Source organism: Pseudomonas sp. S1_E05 (genome assembly GCF_056337105.1).
On sequence record NZ_JBFRHM010000001.1, the window covers coordinates 3,215,703 to 3,230,867 of the forward strand.

Annotated in this window: 15 protein-coding genes and 2 pseudogenes; 6 read left to right on the forward strand and 11 right to left on the reverse strand. The window is 59.7% G+C overall.

What is annotated here, in order from left to right; translation table 11 throughout:
- Positions 1–192 precede the first annotated feature (192 nt).
- Both AB4N33_RS14840 and cysK read right to left on the reverse strand, forming a co-directional pair.
- Positions 193–1,131 carry an aspartyl/asparaginyl beta-hydroxylase domain-containing protein gene (locus AB4N33_RS14840; RefSeq protein ID WP_460140035.1) on the reverse strand — a complete coding sequence of 313 codons (939 nt, stop codon included), beginning with the start codon at positions 1,129–1,131 and terminating at the stop codon, positions 193–195.
- A gap of 205 nt (positions 1,132–1,336) precedes the next feature.
- Positions 1,337–2,311: a cysteine synthase A gene (cysK, locus tag AB4N33_RS14845; RefSeq protein ID WP_460117268.1), complete on the reverse strand. Its 975-nt coding sequence runs from the start codon at positions 2,309–2,311 to the stop codon at positions 1,337–1,339.
- Positions 2,312–2,437: 126 nt separating this feature from the next.
- Here cysK and AB4N33_RS14850 point away from each other — a divergent pair, with 126 nt between their 5' ends.
- The gene (locus tag AB4N33_RS14850) at positions 2,438–3,514 is read left to right on the forward strand and encodes an AsmA family protein (RefSeq protein WP_476457641.1); all 1,077 of its coding nucleotides are present in this window, start codon (positions 2,438–2,440) and stop codon (positions 3,512–3,514) included.
- On the opposite strand, the gene AB4N33_RS14855 is transcribed toward AB4N33_RS14850, so the two are convergent.
- Both AB4N33_RS14855 and AB4N33_RS14860 read right to left on the reverse strand, forming a co-directional pair.
- Positions 3,511–4,014: a DUF2442 domain-containing protein gene (locus AB4N33_RS14855; protein WP_476457642.1), complete on the reverse strand. Its 504-nt coding sequence runs from the start codon at positions 4,012–4,014 to the stop codon at positions 3,511–3,513. The two genes, AB4N33_RS14850 and AB4N33_RS14855, sit on opposite strands and share 4 nt — an antisense overlap.
- Positions 4,002–4,232 (reverse strand): DUF4160 domain-containing protein, encoded by a 231-nt coding sequence (locus AB4N33_RS14860; RefSeq protein WP_476457643.1) that lies wholly within the window; start codon positions 4,230–4,232, stop codon positions 4,002–4,004. The genes AB4N33_RS14855 and AB4N33_RS14860 overlap by 13 nt, the downstream gene beginning before the upstream one ends.
- A gap of 201 nt (positions 4,233–4,433) precedes the next feature.
- On the opposite strand from AB4N33_RS14860, the gene AB4N33_RS14865 reads away from it, so the two are divergent.
- Together AB4N33_RS14865 and AB4N33_RS14870 are read left to right on the forward strand one after the other, a co-directional pair.
- Positions 4,434–5,279, forward strand: coding sequence for an AAA family ATPase (locus AB4N33_RS14865; protein ID WP_192302253.1), 846 nt, complete (start codon positions 4,434–4,436; stop codon positions 5,277–5,279).
- Between the two features lie 24 nt (positions 5,280–5,303).
- Entirely contained in the window at positions 5,304–6,482 is a 1,179-nt protein-coding gene (locus AB4N33_RS14870; RefSeq protein WP_460117271.1) for a vWA domain-containing protein, read from the forward strand.
- 92 nt (positions 6,483–6,574) lie between these two features.
- Here the strand turns inward: AB4N33_RS14870 and AB4N33_RS14875 are convergent, their stop codons facing one another.
- The 3 genes and pseudogenes from AB4N33_RS14875 to AB4N33_RS14885 all read right to left on the reverse strand — a co-directional run.
- Entirely contained in the window at positions 6,575–7,501 is a 927-nt protein-coding gene (locus tag AB4N33_RS14875; protein ID WP_476457644.1) for a 5-oxoprolinase subunit C family protein, read from the reverse strand.
- Entirely contained in the window at positions 7,498–8,202 is a 705-nt protein-coding gene (locus AB4N33_RS14880) for a 5-oxoprolinase subunit B family protein (RefSeq protein ID WP_460142161.1), read from the reverse strand. The genes AB4N33_RS14875 and AB4N33_RS14880 overlap by 4 nt, the downstream gene beginning before the upstream one ends.
- Positions 8,203–8,214: 12 nt before the next feature.
- Positions 8,215–8,952: pseudogene (locus AB4N33_RS14885) on the reverse strand (5-oxoprolinase subunit PxpA); the annotation flags it as partial.
- A 199-nt stretch (positions 8,953–9,151) separates the two neighbouring features.
- On the opposite strand from AB4N33_RS14885, the gene AB4N33_RS14890 reads away from it, so the two are divergent.
- Positions 9,152–10,066 carry a LysR family transcriptional regulator gene (locus AB4N33_RS14890; RefSeq protein WP_476457645.1) on the forward strand — a complete coding sequence of 305 codons (915 nt, stop codon included), beginning with the start codon at positions 9,152–9,154 and terminating at the stop codon, positions 10,064–10,066.
- A gap of 111 nt (positions 10,067–10,177) precedes the next feature.
- Here AB4N33_RS14890 and AB4N33_RS14895 read toward each other — a convergent pair whose 3' ends face one another.
- Genes AB4N33_RS14895 through AB4N33_RS14905 form a run of 3 tightly spaced genes read right to left on the reverse strand, consistent with a single transcriptional unit; the run spans position 10,178 to position 12,039 of the window.
- Entirely contained in the window at positions 10,178–10,723 is a 546-nt protein-coding gene (locus AB4N33_RS14895) for a DUF2937 family protein (protein WP_460117276.1), read from the reverse strand.
- An 11-nt stretch (positions 10,724–10,734) separates the two neighbouring features.
- Positions 10,735–11,511 carry a class II glutamine amidotransferase gene (locus AB4N33_RS14900; protein ID WP_460140041.1) on the reverse strand — a complete coding sequence of 259 codons (777 nt, stop codon included), beginning with the start codon at positions 11,509–11,511 and terminating at the stop codon, positions 10,735–10,737.
- A gap of 30 nt (positions 11,512–11,541) precedes the next feature.
- A complete protein-coding gene (locus AB4N33_RS14905; RefSeq protein WP_460117278.1) occupies positions 11,542–12,039 on the reverse strand; it encodes an MFS transporter in 498 nt (165 codons plus the stop codon).
- A gap of 125 nt (positions 12,040–12,164) precedes the next feature.
- Here AB4N33_RS14905 and AB4N33_RS14910 point away from each other — a divergent pair, with 125 nt between their 5' ends.
- Both AB4N33_RS14910 and AB4N33_RS14915 read left to right on the forward strand, forming a co-directional pair.
- Positions 12,165–14,204 (forward strand): S9 family peptidase, encoded by a 2,040-nt coding sequence (locus AB4N33_RS14910; protein ID WP_460117279.1) that lies wholly within the window; start codon positions 12,165–12,167, stop codon positions 14,202–14,204.
- Between the two features lie 191 nt (positions 14,205–14,395).
- The gene (locus AB4N33_RS14915; RefSeq protein ID WP_460117280.1) at positions 14,396–14,869 is read left to right on the forward strand and encodes a Crp/Fnr family transcriptional regulator; all 474 of its coding nucleotides are present in this window, start codon (positions 14,396–14,398) and stop codon (positions 14,867–14,869) included.
- Between the two features lies 1 nt (position 14,870).
- On the opposite strand, the pseudogene AB4N33_RS14920 reads toward AB4N33_RS14915, so the two are convergent.
- Positions 14,871–15,158 (reverse strand): annotated as a pseudogene (locus tag AB4N33_RS14920) (hypothetical protein); the annotation flags it as partial.
- Positions 15,159–15,165: the final 7 nt, after the last annotated feature.

The window sequence follows — 15,165 nt, forward strand, 5'->3', positions numbered from 1 at the left end:
TCCACAAGGAAAAGCGCTCATGTTGCGCAAAGCAAAGCAATGGCGGGAGAACTGACGGCGAGCCAACGCCGCCTTCTTCAACTACTCGTCACGGGCATCGTAGGCGAAGAACCCAATCTGCTCGCCGGCCGCCCCTGAAAATGGGCAAAAAAACCGCTCCCAGGGAACGGTTTTTTCATTGCACGGGCGCATTCATCCGAACAGCCAGTACCCCAGCAACGTCAACACCACGACGGCCAACACCGGCCGCAGTACACGGTAGGCTTTGGGGTGGCGGCGCTTGAACTGCTTGACCACACCACTGATCTTGTCGCTGGAACGCTTGCTCCAGGCATACGCCTGGTTGATGCCACCCACGCGCTCATCGTCAAGATTCTGCGGCGCCGTGGCGCGTCCAAGGAAAGCGCTAACCCGTCGGTTGACGCTGGTCATCAGGCGGTTGCTCAAGGGGCGTTCGATGTCGCAGAACAGGATGACCCGAGTCTGCTCGGTTTCGTTCTTCACCCAATGCACATAGGTCTCGTCGAACATCACGTCATCGCCATCGCGCCAGGCGTACACCTGGCCATCGACAAAGATGCGACAGTCGTCGGAGTTTGGCGTCGACAGGCCCAGGTGGTAACGAAGGGAGCCGGCAAATGGATCGCGGTGCGGGTTCAGATGACTACCGCCTGGCAGCAACGCGAACATGGCGCCCTTGACGTTGGGGATGCTACTGACCAGCGCCACGGTTTTCGGGCAGAGGGTTTCGGCCGACGGCAAGGGTTTGTCGTACCACTTGAGGTAAAAACGCTTCCAGCCTTTCTTGAAGAACGAACCGAAGCCCGCGTCGTTGTTCTTTTCGGCGGCGCGGATGTACCCCTCGTCGAACAGGTGCATCGCTTCATCGCGGATCACCTGCCAGTTGTCCTTGAGCACGTCCAGTTCAGGGAATTTGCTGCGATCCAGATAAGGCCGCGAAGGCACGGCGGAAAACAGATACATCAAGGCGTTGTAAGGCGCAAACAGCGCCGAATGGTTGACGAATTGGCGCAAGACCGGCAAGCGCGCCTTGCCGCGCAGGTGCACATATAGCGTGCTGCCCAGAAACAGCAATAACAGCGACGCTTTCACGGCAAAGGAAAAGGTCATCGACAACTCCTTGAAAATAAGCAACTTTGCGCAACGCCATGTACCCGACGTGGCAGCCAGCCATGATAAGCGCTAAAGACCTTTGAAAAAACCCGACTGATTCAACATTCAGTGTTGAGGATTGCGTAACAAACCCTGGTTAACATAAACCTCCTGAACAGGGGCTGACGGTGATCAGCCCCTGCCCTACAGGCGACGGCAGCGCTTAGGCCTGGGTTTCCTGCTCGGTGAACAGGTCACTGAAGAGCATGCTCGACAGATAACGCTCGCCGGAGTCAGGGAAAATCACCACGATGGTCTTGCCCTGCATTTCCGGGGTTTCGGCCAAACGCGCTGCCACGGCCATCGCTGCACCGCAGGAGATGCCACACAGAATCCCTTCCTCTTGCATCAAACGCAGGGCCATGGCCTTGGACTCTTCGTCGCTGACCAACTCGACCCGGTCAACGATCGACAGGTCGAGGTTCTTCGGCACAAACCCTGCACCGATCCCCTGGATTTTGTGCGGGCTCGGCTTGATTTCATCGCCCGCCAATGCCTGGGTGATCACAGGCGATACCACTGGCTCGACCGCCACCGACAGAATCGGTTTACCCTGAGTGTTCTTGATATACCGCGAAACCCCGGTGATGGTTCCACCGGTGCCGACGCCGGCCACGAGCACATCGACAGCGCCGTCGGTGTCGTTCCAGATTTCCGGACCCGTGGTTTTCTCATGAATGGCCGGGTTGGCAGGGTTTTCAAACTGCGCGGGCATAAAGTGCCGGGACGGGTCGGCAGCGACGATTTCAGTCGCCTTTTCGATGGCGCCTTTCATACCTTTGGCCGGCTCGGTCAACACCAGTTCGGCGCCCAGTGCCTTGAGCACCTTGCGACGTTCGATGCTCATGGAGGATGGCATCGTCAGGATCAGCTTGTAGCCTCGTGCTGCCGCGACAAACGCCAAACCAATGCCAGTGTTGCCGGAAGTCGGCTCGACGATGGTCATGCCCGGTTTCAGTTTGCCGGAGCCTTCAGCGTCCCAGATCATGTTCGCGCCGATCCGGCACTTGACCGAGTAACCCGGGTTGCGCCCCTCGATCTTGGCCAGGATGGTCACGCCGCGCGGCGCGATGCGGTTGATTTGCACCAGCGGCGTGTTGCCGATGGAGTGGGCGTTGTCAGCAAAAATACGACTCATGACCGGGTCCTTGATGCAGCGTTGATTAGCCCATCACGGTATGCCTGTTGCCGGTGCTCGTCCAGTCAGGTCGAACGTCCGCCGGCCATCGGAGTCAATGCATTACATCGCCAGGGATTTACCATCATGAAACGTCGCTACAGCTGGCCCTTGTGGATACTTGTTGGCCTCATTGTGTGTCTGATTACCTTGCACATCGCGCTGCCCTACATGGTGCGCGACTATCTCAATGGAAAACTCGCCGACATGGGCGATTACCGTGGCCAGGTGACTGATGTGGACCTCGCGTGGTGGCGCGGCGCCTACAAGATCAACGGCCTGAAAATCGTCAAGGTCGATGGCAAGGTCCCGGTGCCCTTCGTCGATGCACCATTGATTGACCTTGCCGTCAGCTGGCATTCGCTGATCTATGAGCATGCGGTGGTCGCGCAGGTGCAGTTCTTCAACCCGCAAGTCAACTTCGTCGATGGCGGGCCCAACAAACAGAACTCCCAGACAGGTGAAGGCACCGATTGGCGTGAGCAACTGGGCAAGCTTCTGCCCATCACGCTGGATGAAGTGCGCATCTACGACGGCAAGATCAGCTTCCGCAATTTCAATTCCAAGCCGCCCGTCAACATGAACGCGACACAGGTGAATGCGAGTTTCTACAACCTGACCAATGTGGTCGACAAGGAAGGCAGGCGCGACGCGAGTTTCGAAGGCAAAGCGTTGCTGTTGGGACATGCACCGCTGGAAGCAACCGCCACGTTCGATCCCCTGAGCAACTTTGAAAACTTCGAATTCCGTCTGCGCGCCAAGGACATCGAACTCAAACGCATGAACGATTTTGCATCAGCCTACGGCAAGTTCGATTTCAACGCCGGCCACGGTGATGTAGTGATCGAGGCGCAAGCGAAAAAGGCTCAATTGACCGGGTACATCAAACCTCTTCTGAAGGACGTTGATGTGTTCAACTGGCAGCAGGACGTGGAGAACAAGGACAAGGGTTTATTCCGCTCCATTTGGGAAGCCATTGTCGGCGGCTCGGAGACGGTACTGAAAAATCAGGGCAAAAATCAGTTTGCAACGCGCGTCGAATTGAGTGGCAACGTGCACCGGCAAGATATCAGCGCATTACAGGCGTTTCTGCAGATTCTGCGCAATGGTTTCATCCAGGCCTTCAATGCCCGCTATGAGCGCCCCAAGCCTGATGCGGGTTAAGGTTTGGGCCTCACGGTATAACGACCGGAGTCCTCGGCCACGCGCGCTGCGTTTGCCTGCTGTTGTAGAAAATCCCAGCCCAGGCATGCCAGCGCCAAGGATCGAGGCACCGACTCACGACCGCTGCTGTAGCGACTGATGCTGCGGGCGCTTACCCCCAGCGCCTGCGCCGCCTGATTGAGCGGCAGGCCCGTGCGGGCACGCCAGTCGATGAAAATTCGGGTATTTTCGTCCGTGGCGTTCTGCGCCAGCGCATCCAGATACAGCGTGTCTGCGCCGATCTGGATGTCCTGTTCGGGCCATTCCACACTCCAGCCATCATCGCCAAGGGCAGCCCCTTCGAATGCCCCCGGCGCCAATAGCGGCTGCAACCCTGGAAAGGCCAGCAGATCACGGTTCAGGTCGAGAGTCAGTTGCTGTCCATCGATAAACGTCAGCGCCAGGCGGTTGTCGAGCAAAGCCTTCACGGCAGACAACCGTGGCCGTTTCATGGGTAACATCGTTTCCACTCCTCCAGCAGTTGCGCCTGATGGGCGCGGACCCAATCCAGGGCTTCTTTTATAATCAGAGGCGGTGCCAGGCCCATCGTGACTTTGACGGGTTCAAGGCTGAGCACGCCATCCAGCCCGCCACCGACGAGGTGGACATGGGGTGGCGGATGGTCTCGTTCGCGCAGTTGAATACGGTATGTATCTCGAAATCGATATTGAGTAGACATGAGGCGCAAGCTATCGCCAAAATGGCGATAGCTCAATATCTGGCAAGCCGCCGAGACTGAGTCAAGATGTGACGCTCCATTCAGAGACTGAATAAGCCGTCTGCGTTCCCAGTCGACCGGCCTGCGCGTTATAGTCGGGGACTTGATTATTGCGCCCCGCCCCTGCCCGTCAGGCCGGCTTTACCGTTCGAGGATTAGCAGATGAAGTTCGAAGGCACCCAGGCCTACGTCGCCACCGATGACCTGAAGCTGGCGGTGAACGCCGCCATCACCCTGGAGCGCCCGCTGCTGGTCAAGGGCGAGCCGGGCACCGGCAAAACCATGCTGGCCGAACAACTGGCAGAATCGTTTGGCGCCAGGCTGATCACCTGGCACATCAAGTCGACCACCAAGGCGCATCAGGGCCTCTACGAATACGATGCAGTCAGCCGCTTGCGTGATTCGCAGTTGGGCAACGAAAAGGTCCACGATGTTCGTAACTATCTGAAAAAAGGCAAGCTCTGGGAGGCGTTCGAATCCGAGGAGCGGGTGATCCTGCTGATTGATGAAATCGACAAGGCCGACATCGAGTTCCCCAACGACCTGCTGCAAGAACTCGACAAGATGGAGTTCTACGTTTACGAGATCGACGAGACGATCAAGGCGAAGCAGCGGCCGATCATCATCATTACCTCCAACAACGAAAAAGAGCTGCCGGACGCTTTCCTGCGCCGCTGCTTCTTCCACTACATCGCCTTCCCGGATCGCGCCACCCTGCAAAAGATCGTCGACGTGCACTACCCGGACATCAAGAAAGACCTGGTCAGCGAAGCGCTGGACGTGTTCTTCGATGTGCGCAAAGTGCCGGGCCTGAAGAAAAAACCGTCGACCTCCGAACTGGTGGACTGGCTGAAGCTGCTGATGGCCGACAACATCGGCGAAGCGGTACTGCGCGAGCGTGATCCAACCAAAGCCATTCCGCCGCTGGCTGGAGCCCTGGTGAAGAACGAACAGGACGTGCAATTGCTGGAGCGTCTGGCCTTCATGAGCCGTCGCGGCACTCGCTAAGCACGTGTAAAAGGGGCCGACGCCATGTTGCTCAACCTGTTCAATGAAATGCGCGCCGCCAAGGTGCCGGTCTCGGTTCGCGAACTGCTGGACCTGATCAACGCGCTTAAACAGCGCGTGACCTTCGCCGACATGGACGAGTTCTATTACCTGGCCCGGGCGATCCTGGTGAAGGACGAACGGCATTTCGACAAGTTCGACCGCGCCTTCGGCGCCTACTTCAACGGCCTGGAGAAACTCGACGACCACCTCCAGGCGCTGATCCCGGAAGACTGGTTACGCAAGGAATTCGAGCGCTCGCTGACCGATGAGGAGCGGGCGGCGATCCAGTCGCTGGGCGGCCTGGACAAACTCATCGAAGAATTCAAGAAACGCCTGGAAGAACAGAAGGAACGCCACGCCGGCGGCAACAAATGGATCGGCACCGGTGGCACCAGCCCGTTCGGCTCAGGCGGCTTCAACCCGGAAGGTATCCGGGTTGGCGATGCCGGCAAGCGCCAGGGCAAGGCGGTCAAGGTCTGGGACCAGCGCGAGTACAAGAACCTCGACGACTCGGTGGAACTGGGCACCCGCAACATCAAGGTCGCCCTGCGCCGCCTGCGCAAATTCGCCCGTCAGGGCGCAGCGGAAGAACTCGACATCGATGGCACCATCGATCACACCGCCAAGGATGCGGGCCTTTTGAACATCCAGATGCGTCCGGAGCGCCGCAACACGGTCAAGCTGTTGCTGCTGTTCGACATTGGCGGATCGATGGATGCACACGTGAAAACCTGCGAGGAACTGTTCTCGGCCTGCAAGACCGAGTTCAAGCACCTGGAGTACTTCTACTTTCACAACTTCATTTATGAATCGGTGTGGAAGAACAACATGCGCCGCACTTCCGAGCGCACCTCGACCATGGACCTGCTGCACAAGTACGGGGCCGACTACAAAGTGATCTTCATCGGTGACGCTGCCATGGCGCCGTACGAAATTACCCAGCCCGGCGGCAGCGTCGAGCACTGGAACGAAGAAGCCGGTTACGTGTGGATGCAGCGGTTCATGGAGAAGTACAAAAAACTCATCTGGATCAACCCGTATCCAAAAGATACCTGGGGTTATACGTCCTCGACCAATATCGTGCGGGACTTGATCGAGGACCAGATGTACCCGCTGACGTTGCGGGGGCTGGAGGAAGGAATGCGGTTTCTTTCCAAGTAGTTTGTGGTGCCTGATGTGGCGCCATCGCGGGCAAGCCCGCTCCTACAGATGCTCAGCAAACCTCTGTAGGAGCGGGCTTGCCCGCGATGCTTTTAGCTATCGGAAAAACGCCGCAGGTATTCAACCTGCTCCCGATGCGCAACCTCCTGCACCACCGGCCGTAACCGCACCTGCGCTCCCGGCAGACTCTGCGCCAGCCGCGCCAACGCCAGCGGCGTCAACGCCCCAAGGCGTGGATACCCCCCGATGGTCTGGCGATCGTTGAGCAACACGATTGGCTGACCGTCTGGCGGCACCTGCACCGCGCCCAGCGGAATACCTTCGGAAATCATCGGTTTCCCCTGATAAGCCAACGCCGGACCCAGCAGGCGCATGCCCATGCGATCGGCACGGCTGTCGAGTGTCCAGGGGCTGTTGAATGCATCGAACAGACTTTGGCCACTGAACTCACCGATCTGCGCCCCCACGATCACATCCAGTGGCGCATCGAGTTTGAAATCCGGCACCTGTTCGGTTGGCACCTCCCGTACCAGCAACGGCGCATCGGCGTGATAGCTCAACGACGCGCCCTTGACCAACGCATGCCCTCTGCCATCCAGCCCGCCCAGCTCTTCACGCACTACGGTGGCACAACTGCCCAGCACCCGCGGCGCCTCAAATCCGCCCGGCGCGGCGAGATAAGCCCGCGCGCCCAATAGCAGCTGGGTGAACAGCAAACGTTGGCCTTTGCGCATCTTGAAACTGCGCCAAGGCATCAGCGCCTGACCGTCCAGTTGTGCGCCCAGATCCGCCCCCGCCAAAGCCAGCAGGCAATCTTCTTCGGCTCCCACGGTAAATCCGCCCAGGGTGATTTCGATGACGGCGGCACCCAAAGCATTGCCCAACAACCAGTTGGCCCACGACATCGAACGCCAATCCAACCCGCCGCCTTGGGTCACGCCCAGGTGGCGTACACCGAATCGACCGGCGTCCTGCAACAGGCACAATGGCGTGCTCGCTTCGATTGAGAGCCGGCTCATGCTTGAACCTCCAACGGCGTGTCGTCACCGCCCAGGTTGATGAACTCGGCATGGCTGATGGGGGCGAACCGCGCGGTGTCACCCGGCTGCATCAGGCTGTACCCCTCGCGATCGCGGTCGAACAATCGGGCCGGTGTGCGACCGATCAGGTTCCAGCCACCTGGAGAGACAGCCGGATAAGCGGCAGTCTGCCGTTCGGCGATCCCGACGCTCCCCGCCGCGACCTTCTTGCGCGGGGTATTCAGGCGCGGCGCGGCCAGCGCTTCCTCCACCAGCCCCATGAAAGCGAAGCCTGGTGCGAAACCCAGCGCGAACACCTGGTACTCACGCTCGCTATGACGGCGGATCACTTCCTCGACTGTCAAACCGCTGCGCTTGGCCAACAGGCTCAACTCCGGACCGACACTCAGGTCGTACCACACCGGCAACACATGGCATTGGCCGCTGCTGCGGGTATTGGGTGACAGATCGATCAACGCCTCGGCGATCAGCTCTCGAGCCTGCGCAGGACTCAAGGCATTGAGATCGTAATGCACCATCAGCGTCGTGTAGGACGGCACCAGGTCGATGAGCTGTCCGGCAAATGCTGCACGCAGGTTGTCGCTGGCAGCGAGCATCCACGGCATGTTGCTTTCGGCGATTTCGTCGAACAGGCGCACCATCAGGCAATCCAGTGCAACGCCTTCGATGCGCAGCTTCATGATGCCCCCCAGCTGATCAAGGGCTTCACGAATCCGTTGCACCGCCGCCACCGAACTGGCGTTGTCGCCGTGGACGCACAGGGTGTTGGCCCTCAAGTGCAAGGCGCTGCCGTCGCTGGCGGTAAGCGGCTCGCCACGGGCAATCTTCAAGGCCTGGGTGATGATCGTTTCCGGATCGTGGTGCACGGCACCCGGCAGTTGCCGCGAAACCAACCGGCCGGCACTGTCGTAGGCGCGGTCGGCGAAGGCTTCAAACCAAAGGGTCACACCGTATTCATCGCCCAATTGCTGCGCGGCGCTGTTGTCGCGGGTGGCCATCAGCATCAACGGCAATGTCGAGTCGTAGGCTGCAACAGCCTGTAGCACCGCACGCAATTGCGCAGGGTTGGCCATCATGTCGTTGTACATCGCGCCGTGGGGTTTGACGTAGCTCACCCGTCCACCCTGCGCCCGGCACAGACCATCGAGAGCGCCGATCTGGTAATGCAGGATGTCTTGCAGTTCTTGCGCGGTGTACACCATGGAACGCCGGCCGAACCCCACCAAATCCTGATAGGCAGGATGCGCGCCAATCTGCACGCCGTTACTCAGCGCCAGGCTGACGGTCTTGCGCATGATGCTCGGGTCCCCTGCGTGGAACCCGCAGGCAATGTTGGCGCAATCGATGAAGGGCATGACATCGGCGTCCAGACCCATGGTCCAGTTACCGAAACTCTCGCCAATATCGCAGTTCAATAGCAGACGGCTCACGGTGAACACTCCTGTTGGCTTTGTTCTTTTCAACGGCGGGCAAATCTTCGCGCTGATTTTACGGGTATTGTCCTGAGCCCCGACGACGCCTATCGTGAGAACCGGATGCGGTGATTTTTGGGCGCACTGCCCTGTCGCGTCCAACTAATTAAATCCTGTTCCAGACATAAGAAAAATTTATCCCCCCCGAGCAACCCCCATGAACCTGAAGTTTCTCGAGACCTTCGTCTGGGTCGCCAGACTCAAGAGTTTTCGCCTGACTGCAGACAAGCTGTTCACCACCCAGGCCTCGATTTCCAGTCGCATTGCCGTACTCGAGAGTGAGCTGGGCGTGAAGCTGTTCCTGCGTGATTCGCGCGGCGTGAGCCTGACGCCTGAAGGCTTGAAGGTACTTGAGCACGCCGAGCAGATGATGGACACCATGCAGGCGCTGAAACAGTCGATCGAGACGCGCTCCAGCAAGGTCGGCCGGGTGCGCATCGGCGTGATGGACACCGTCATCCACACCTGGCTGAGCCCCCTGGTCGCGCAGATGACCGAGCTGTACCCGCTGGTGGAAATCGAACTGGTGGCCGATACCTCGCTGAACCTCTGCGATCAGTTGCAAAAAGGCTTTCTCGATGTGGCCTTGCAAACCGATCTGTTGCGACAGGAAAGCGTGCGCAGCCTGGAATTGGCCAGCCACCCGATGGACTGGATCGCCGCCAGCAATTCCCTGTACAACCGAGCGTATTCAGGTGTCGCCGACCTCGGCAACGAACGCATCATCACCTACTCGAAAAACTCCCACCCGCATCAACAAGTGCTCGCGTTGATGCAGGCCAACGGTGTGATGACGCCCAAGCTGAACTGCGTGAACTCGGTGTCGGCGATCACCCGGCTGCTGCGGGACGGTTTTGGCATCGCGGCGTTGCCACCCGTGCTGGTAGCCGAAGAGCTGGCGAGCGGGGAGTTGACCCTGCTGGCCATCGACCAACGGCCGCCGGATTTGCAGGTGGTGGTGTCGTGGCGCACCGGGGTGGAGTGGGTCGAGGAGATTGTGGCGTTGTGTCAGCGGGTGCTGACGGACTACGCGAGTCGGGTGGGGGATAACTACGTCGTGCTGGCACGCTGAAGTGACCCTCCCCTGTAGGAGCGAGCTTGCTCGCGATAGCGGTTTGTCAGTCACCCATGGTGTGGCTGGTTGACCGCTATCGCGAGCAAGCTCGCTCCTACAGGGACTACTTCACTGCAACCCACGCACATCCCGGTCTTCGATCGGCCGGCTCTGGCGCAGACGTCGGCCGCCCAGCACCACCCAATCGATCAGGCGGAACAGGCACTCGATGCCGAACGACAACAGCAAAGCACCGCTCATGCCCCAGATCATCGCTTCGGGCGTCAGCAGGATCTGATAGCTGTAGCCGTTCCAGGTTTCCTTGCGGATATCCGGGTCGGCGGCGAGCACCACTTGCAGGAAACGCACGTACCAGGGCCCCTGCATGGCCTGGAACTGTTTATCAAGCGCCACCTGGCGGGTCAGCAGGTGGCTCAGGCTGTCGGCGTCACTGCGAAATATCGGGTCTTCGCTGGCGCGGTAATGGGCGACCAGCGCCTGCATGTCGCCCTTGAAGAACTGGTTGGCGGTGTTCTGAAAACCGCTGAGGCTGGTCTGCGCCTCAATCAGGTGCGCTTCAATACGCTTGGTGTAGTCGTTGATAAAGCCTGGCACCTGGACACCAATCAACAGGCCCGCCGCGAACAACACCAGCCGTAGATAACTGAGCAACATGAGAGCGTCCTTTATTCGGTCTTGCCTTGGCTGACGCATTCACCACGTCGCCACAGGCTCCATTGGCCCGGCTCGTAGCGGGTCCAGGTTTCGTTTTCGGTCAAAGGTTCGGTGGCGATCACCGTCACCACGTCGTTGGGCGTCGTCTCGGCCTGGAAGTCGACGATCACATCGACATCTTTCAGGCGCGCCGGGCCGAACGGTGCGCGACGGGTAATCTGCGCCAATTTCGTGGAGCAGTAGCAGAACAGCCAATCGCCGTCGCTGAGCAGGCAATTGAACACGCCTTTGCTGCGGTATTCGGCGCAAGCGGCCACCAGGTCCGGCAGCAACGCTTGGACGTCCACCGGCTCGGGGAACCCGGCGCGTACGCGGTTGAGCAAATCGCAGAACGCCGCTTCGCTGTCGGTATCGCCAACAGGGCGGTAGAAGCTGGTGGTCGGTTGAAAATCCGCCAACTGGCCGTTGTGCGCAAAACACCAATTTCGCCCCCACAGCTCTCGCACGAACGGGTGGGTGTTGGACAGGCAGACCTTGCCGACGTTGGCCTGGCGGATATGCCCGATCACCACTTCGCTCTTGATCGGATAACGCTGCACCAGATTGGCGACTTCCGATTCGCTGCTTGCCGCCGGATCCTGGAACAGGCGAAGGCCGCGCCCCTCGTAGAATGCGATGCCCCAGCCATCACGATGAGGGCCGGTACGCCCGCCGCGCTGCATCAATCCGGTGAAGCTGAACACGATATCGGTCGGGACATTGGCGCTCATGCCCAATAACTCACACATGCTCGGACTCTCTGTAAGGCAGGGGCAAGGTTACAAACGCGGTTCGACCCGCATACGCTGCGGGTTGCTCGGGACTGGCGGACGGCCATAACGGTCATCCCCGGCACCGCCGAACGGTTGGTCGTCGTCCGGCTCGTCGACGCGGGCTGCCGCCTTCGCGGCCTCCGCCCGCTCCTTGCGAGCGCGGGCGTTACGCTCGATGGGGAAGCGGATCGCAACGAATACCAGATAGATACCGAAGGCAATCATGCCGTACATGAGCAGGTCGGAGATGGCGCGCCAAGCGTTGTTACCGACCTTGAACGCGAGGTCCAGAGTGGTAATGGCGATGGCCGGGGCAACTTTTTCCTTCACCGGGTCGATGATCGTCGGGCTGAACAACAGCACTGCGCCCAACACCCGCAGCGGCTCGCGTAGCCAGCGCCACATCCAACGGGTAATGCGCATCCACACCAACAGGCAGCCCAAAGCGGCGAAGGCGTAAAGGCCCCAAGCGATCAGATAGTCGTTCTCGGTCATGGTGTCCATGGCAAGGCAAGCAAATAGGGGCTTATAGTAACGACTTTTTGCACGTCCGGCTTGTCCCAATACCAGGCCATACGCGCTCCCACAGGTTGCAAAACCCTATTTCGTGCACTCTTCGAGAACCATTCATGTCTCAATCCGCCCCCATCGCCCACACAGCCCCAGGCTCTGACCCGTATGCCTGGCTGCAGGAACGCGACACCGACGCGGTCCTCGACTACCTGAAAGCGGAAAACAGCTATCAGGAAGCGCAAACCGCCAATCAGGCCGGGTTGCGCGAGACCCTGTTCGAAGAGATCAAGGGCCGGATCCTGGAAACGGACCTGTCGTTGCCGTCACCGTGGGGCCCGTACCTGTATTACACACGCACCACCGCCGGCGACGAGTACGCTCGCCATTATCGGTGCCCGCGCCCGGACGACGATAGCCTGCAACTGGACGAAAGCCGCGAACAACTGCTGCTGGATCCGAACGAGCTGGCCAACGGTGGGTTCTTTTCCCTCGGCACCTTCAGCATCAGCCCGGATCACCAGCGCCTGGCCTACAGCGTCGATGCTACAGGCGATGAGATTTACACCCTGTTCGTCAAGGAATTATCCGACGGTCGTGTCAGCGAACTGGAGTTCCAGGACTGCGACGGCAGCATGACCTGGGCCAACGACAGCCTGACGCTGTTTTTTGGCGAACTGGACGACACGCACCGACCGCACAAGCTGTATCGTTATCGACTGGATGGCACAGCGGCTGAAGAAGTGTTCCATGAGCCCGACGGCCGCTTCTTCTTGCATTGCTACCGCGCAAGCTCCGAACAGCAATTGTTCCTGGCCCTGGGCAGCAAGACCACCAGCGAAATCTGGGTGCTCGACGCCTGTCAGCCGCAGCAGCCGTTCAGCTGCATCGCACCACGGGTTGAAGACCATGAGTACGACGTCGATCATGGTGTGCTCGACGGTCAATGGACCTGGTTCATTCGAAGCAACCGCGACGGCATCAACTACGCCCTGTACACCGCTGTCGATACCGGCGTGGCACCCACCGAAGCCGACTGGCGCCTGCTCATCGCGCATCGCGACAGCACCATGATCGAAGGCATGAGCCTCAATGTCGGGGCCATGACCCTGAGCCTGCGCGAAGGTGGCCTGCCGATCATCGAAGTGCACCCACAGGATTTGCCGAGTTATCGGGTTCAATTGCCGGATGCTGCCTACAGCCTGCACGTGCAAAACAGCCTGGAATTTGAAAGCGAGCGCATCCGCCTGCGCTACGAGGCGCTGAATCGCCCGGCGCAGATTCGCCAACTGGACCTGGTCAACGGCGACCAGACCGTTTTGAAAGAAACCCCGGTACTCGGTCCGTTCGATGCCGACGCCTACGTCAGCCAGCGACTGTGGGCGACCGCGCCGGATGGCACGCAAGTGCCGATCAGCCTGGTGGTCAAACGCGACGCTTTGGGCAAACCTACGCCGCTGTACCTCTACGCCTACGGTGCCTACGGCCAGAGCCTCGACCCGTGGTTCTCCCACGCACGCCTGAGCCTGCTCGATCGCGGCGTAGCGTTTGCCATTGCCCACGTGCGCGGCGGTGGGGAATTGGGTGAAGCCTGGTATCGCGCCGGCAAGCAGGAACACAAGCACAACACCTTTGACGACTTCATCGCCTGTGCCGAGCACTTGATTGCCAATGGCTACACCACCTCGCCTCAACTGGCAATCAGCGGCGGCAGCGCGGGCGGTTTGCTGATCGGCGCGGTGCTCAATATGCGCCCCGACCTGTTTGGCGCAGCGATTGCCGAAGTGCCGTTCGTCGACGTGCTCAACACAATGCTCGACCCGGACTTGCCATTGACCGTCACGGAATACGACGAGTGGGGCAATCCTCAGGAGCCACAAGTCTATGATCGGATCAAGGCTTACGCACCGTACGAAAACGTCACCGCACAGGCGTATCCGGCAACGCTGGTGATCGCCGGCTACAACGACAGCCGCGTTCAATACTGGGAAGCCGCCAAGTGGGTGGCCAAACTGCGCGCCACCAAAACCGACGACAACCTTTTGCTGCTCAAGACTGAGCTGGGCGCGGGCCATGGCGGGATGAGCGGCCGATACCAGGGATTGCGTGACGTAGCACTCGAATACGCATTTGTTTTCGCGGTTTTGGGCATTGCTTGAGGAACTTGGCCGCCAGGACGGGTCATAAACGAAATCCCGTGGCTACGAAGATCCCTGTAGGAGCGAGCTTGCTCGCGATAGCGGTGTGTCAGTCACTATAAATATTGACTGGTATACCGTCATCGCGAGCAAGCTCGCTCCTACAGGGGGCGTGGAATCGATATCAGCAACAATAAAAAGACCGTGATCACATGTCAGAACCGACCTTGTTGAACAATGAAATCCGCGATTGGCTGATGGACTGTGGCTTGTTCGCTCAATTGCTGCCCGCCGACTTTGCGGCGGCATCCGGCTATTTCAGCATCAGCACGGTGGCCGAGGGCGAAGTGATTTTCCAGGAAGGCGATGCCGGCAGTTTCATGTGCATCATCCACACCGGCCAGGTGGCAGTGCAGAAAACCAACAGCGACGGGCAGCGAGTGACCATGGCCACCCTGCGCAGCGGTCGGGCCTTCGGCGAAATGGCCGTGCTCGATGGCGAACGCCGCTCCGCCAGTTGCGTGGCCGCGAGCAACTGCCAACTGCTCAACCTTGGCAAGGATTCACTGGAAAAAATGCTCAATGACGCGCCGAAGATCGCCGCCAAGATCATCCGCGCCTTGGCCGTTTCCCTGTCCAAGCGCCTGCGCATGGCCGACGGTCAGCTACTTTCGCAACAGGTCTAACCCCCGGCGATTTAACCTTGGGTACGTTTGGCTCGATCCCCGGCACCGGCTGATCCCTGGCGGGTGGAGTCGGCGGGAGGATCGGCGGCAGCAATGGCGCCCCGCCGCTGCCGGGCCCCGACTTGGGAATGCTGTTGGGGGTAATTTGCGGATACGGTGTCGGCGTCGCAGTGCCGGGCGACCCAGGCAGTGGCGCAGGCGTGGTCGGAATGGCTTGCAGTTCCTGAGCGGACACTGCAGTTATCGAGAGCGCAGCCAGTGCGATGATCGTTAGAATGATGCGCTTCATCAAGGGC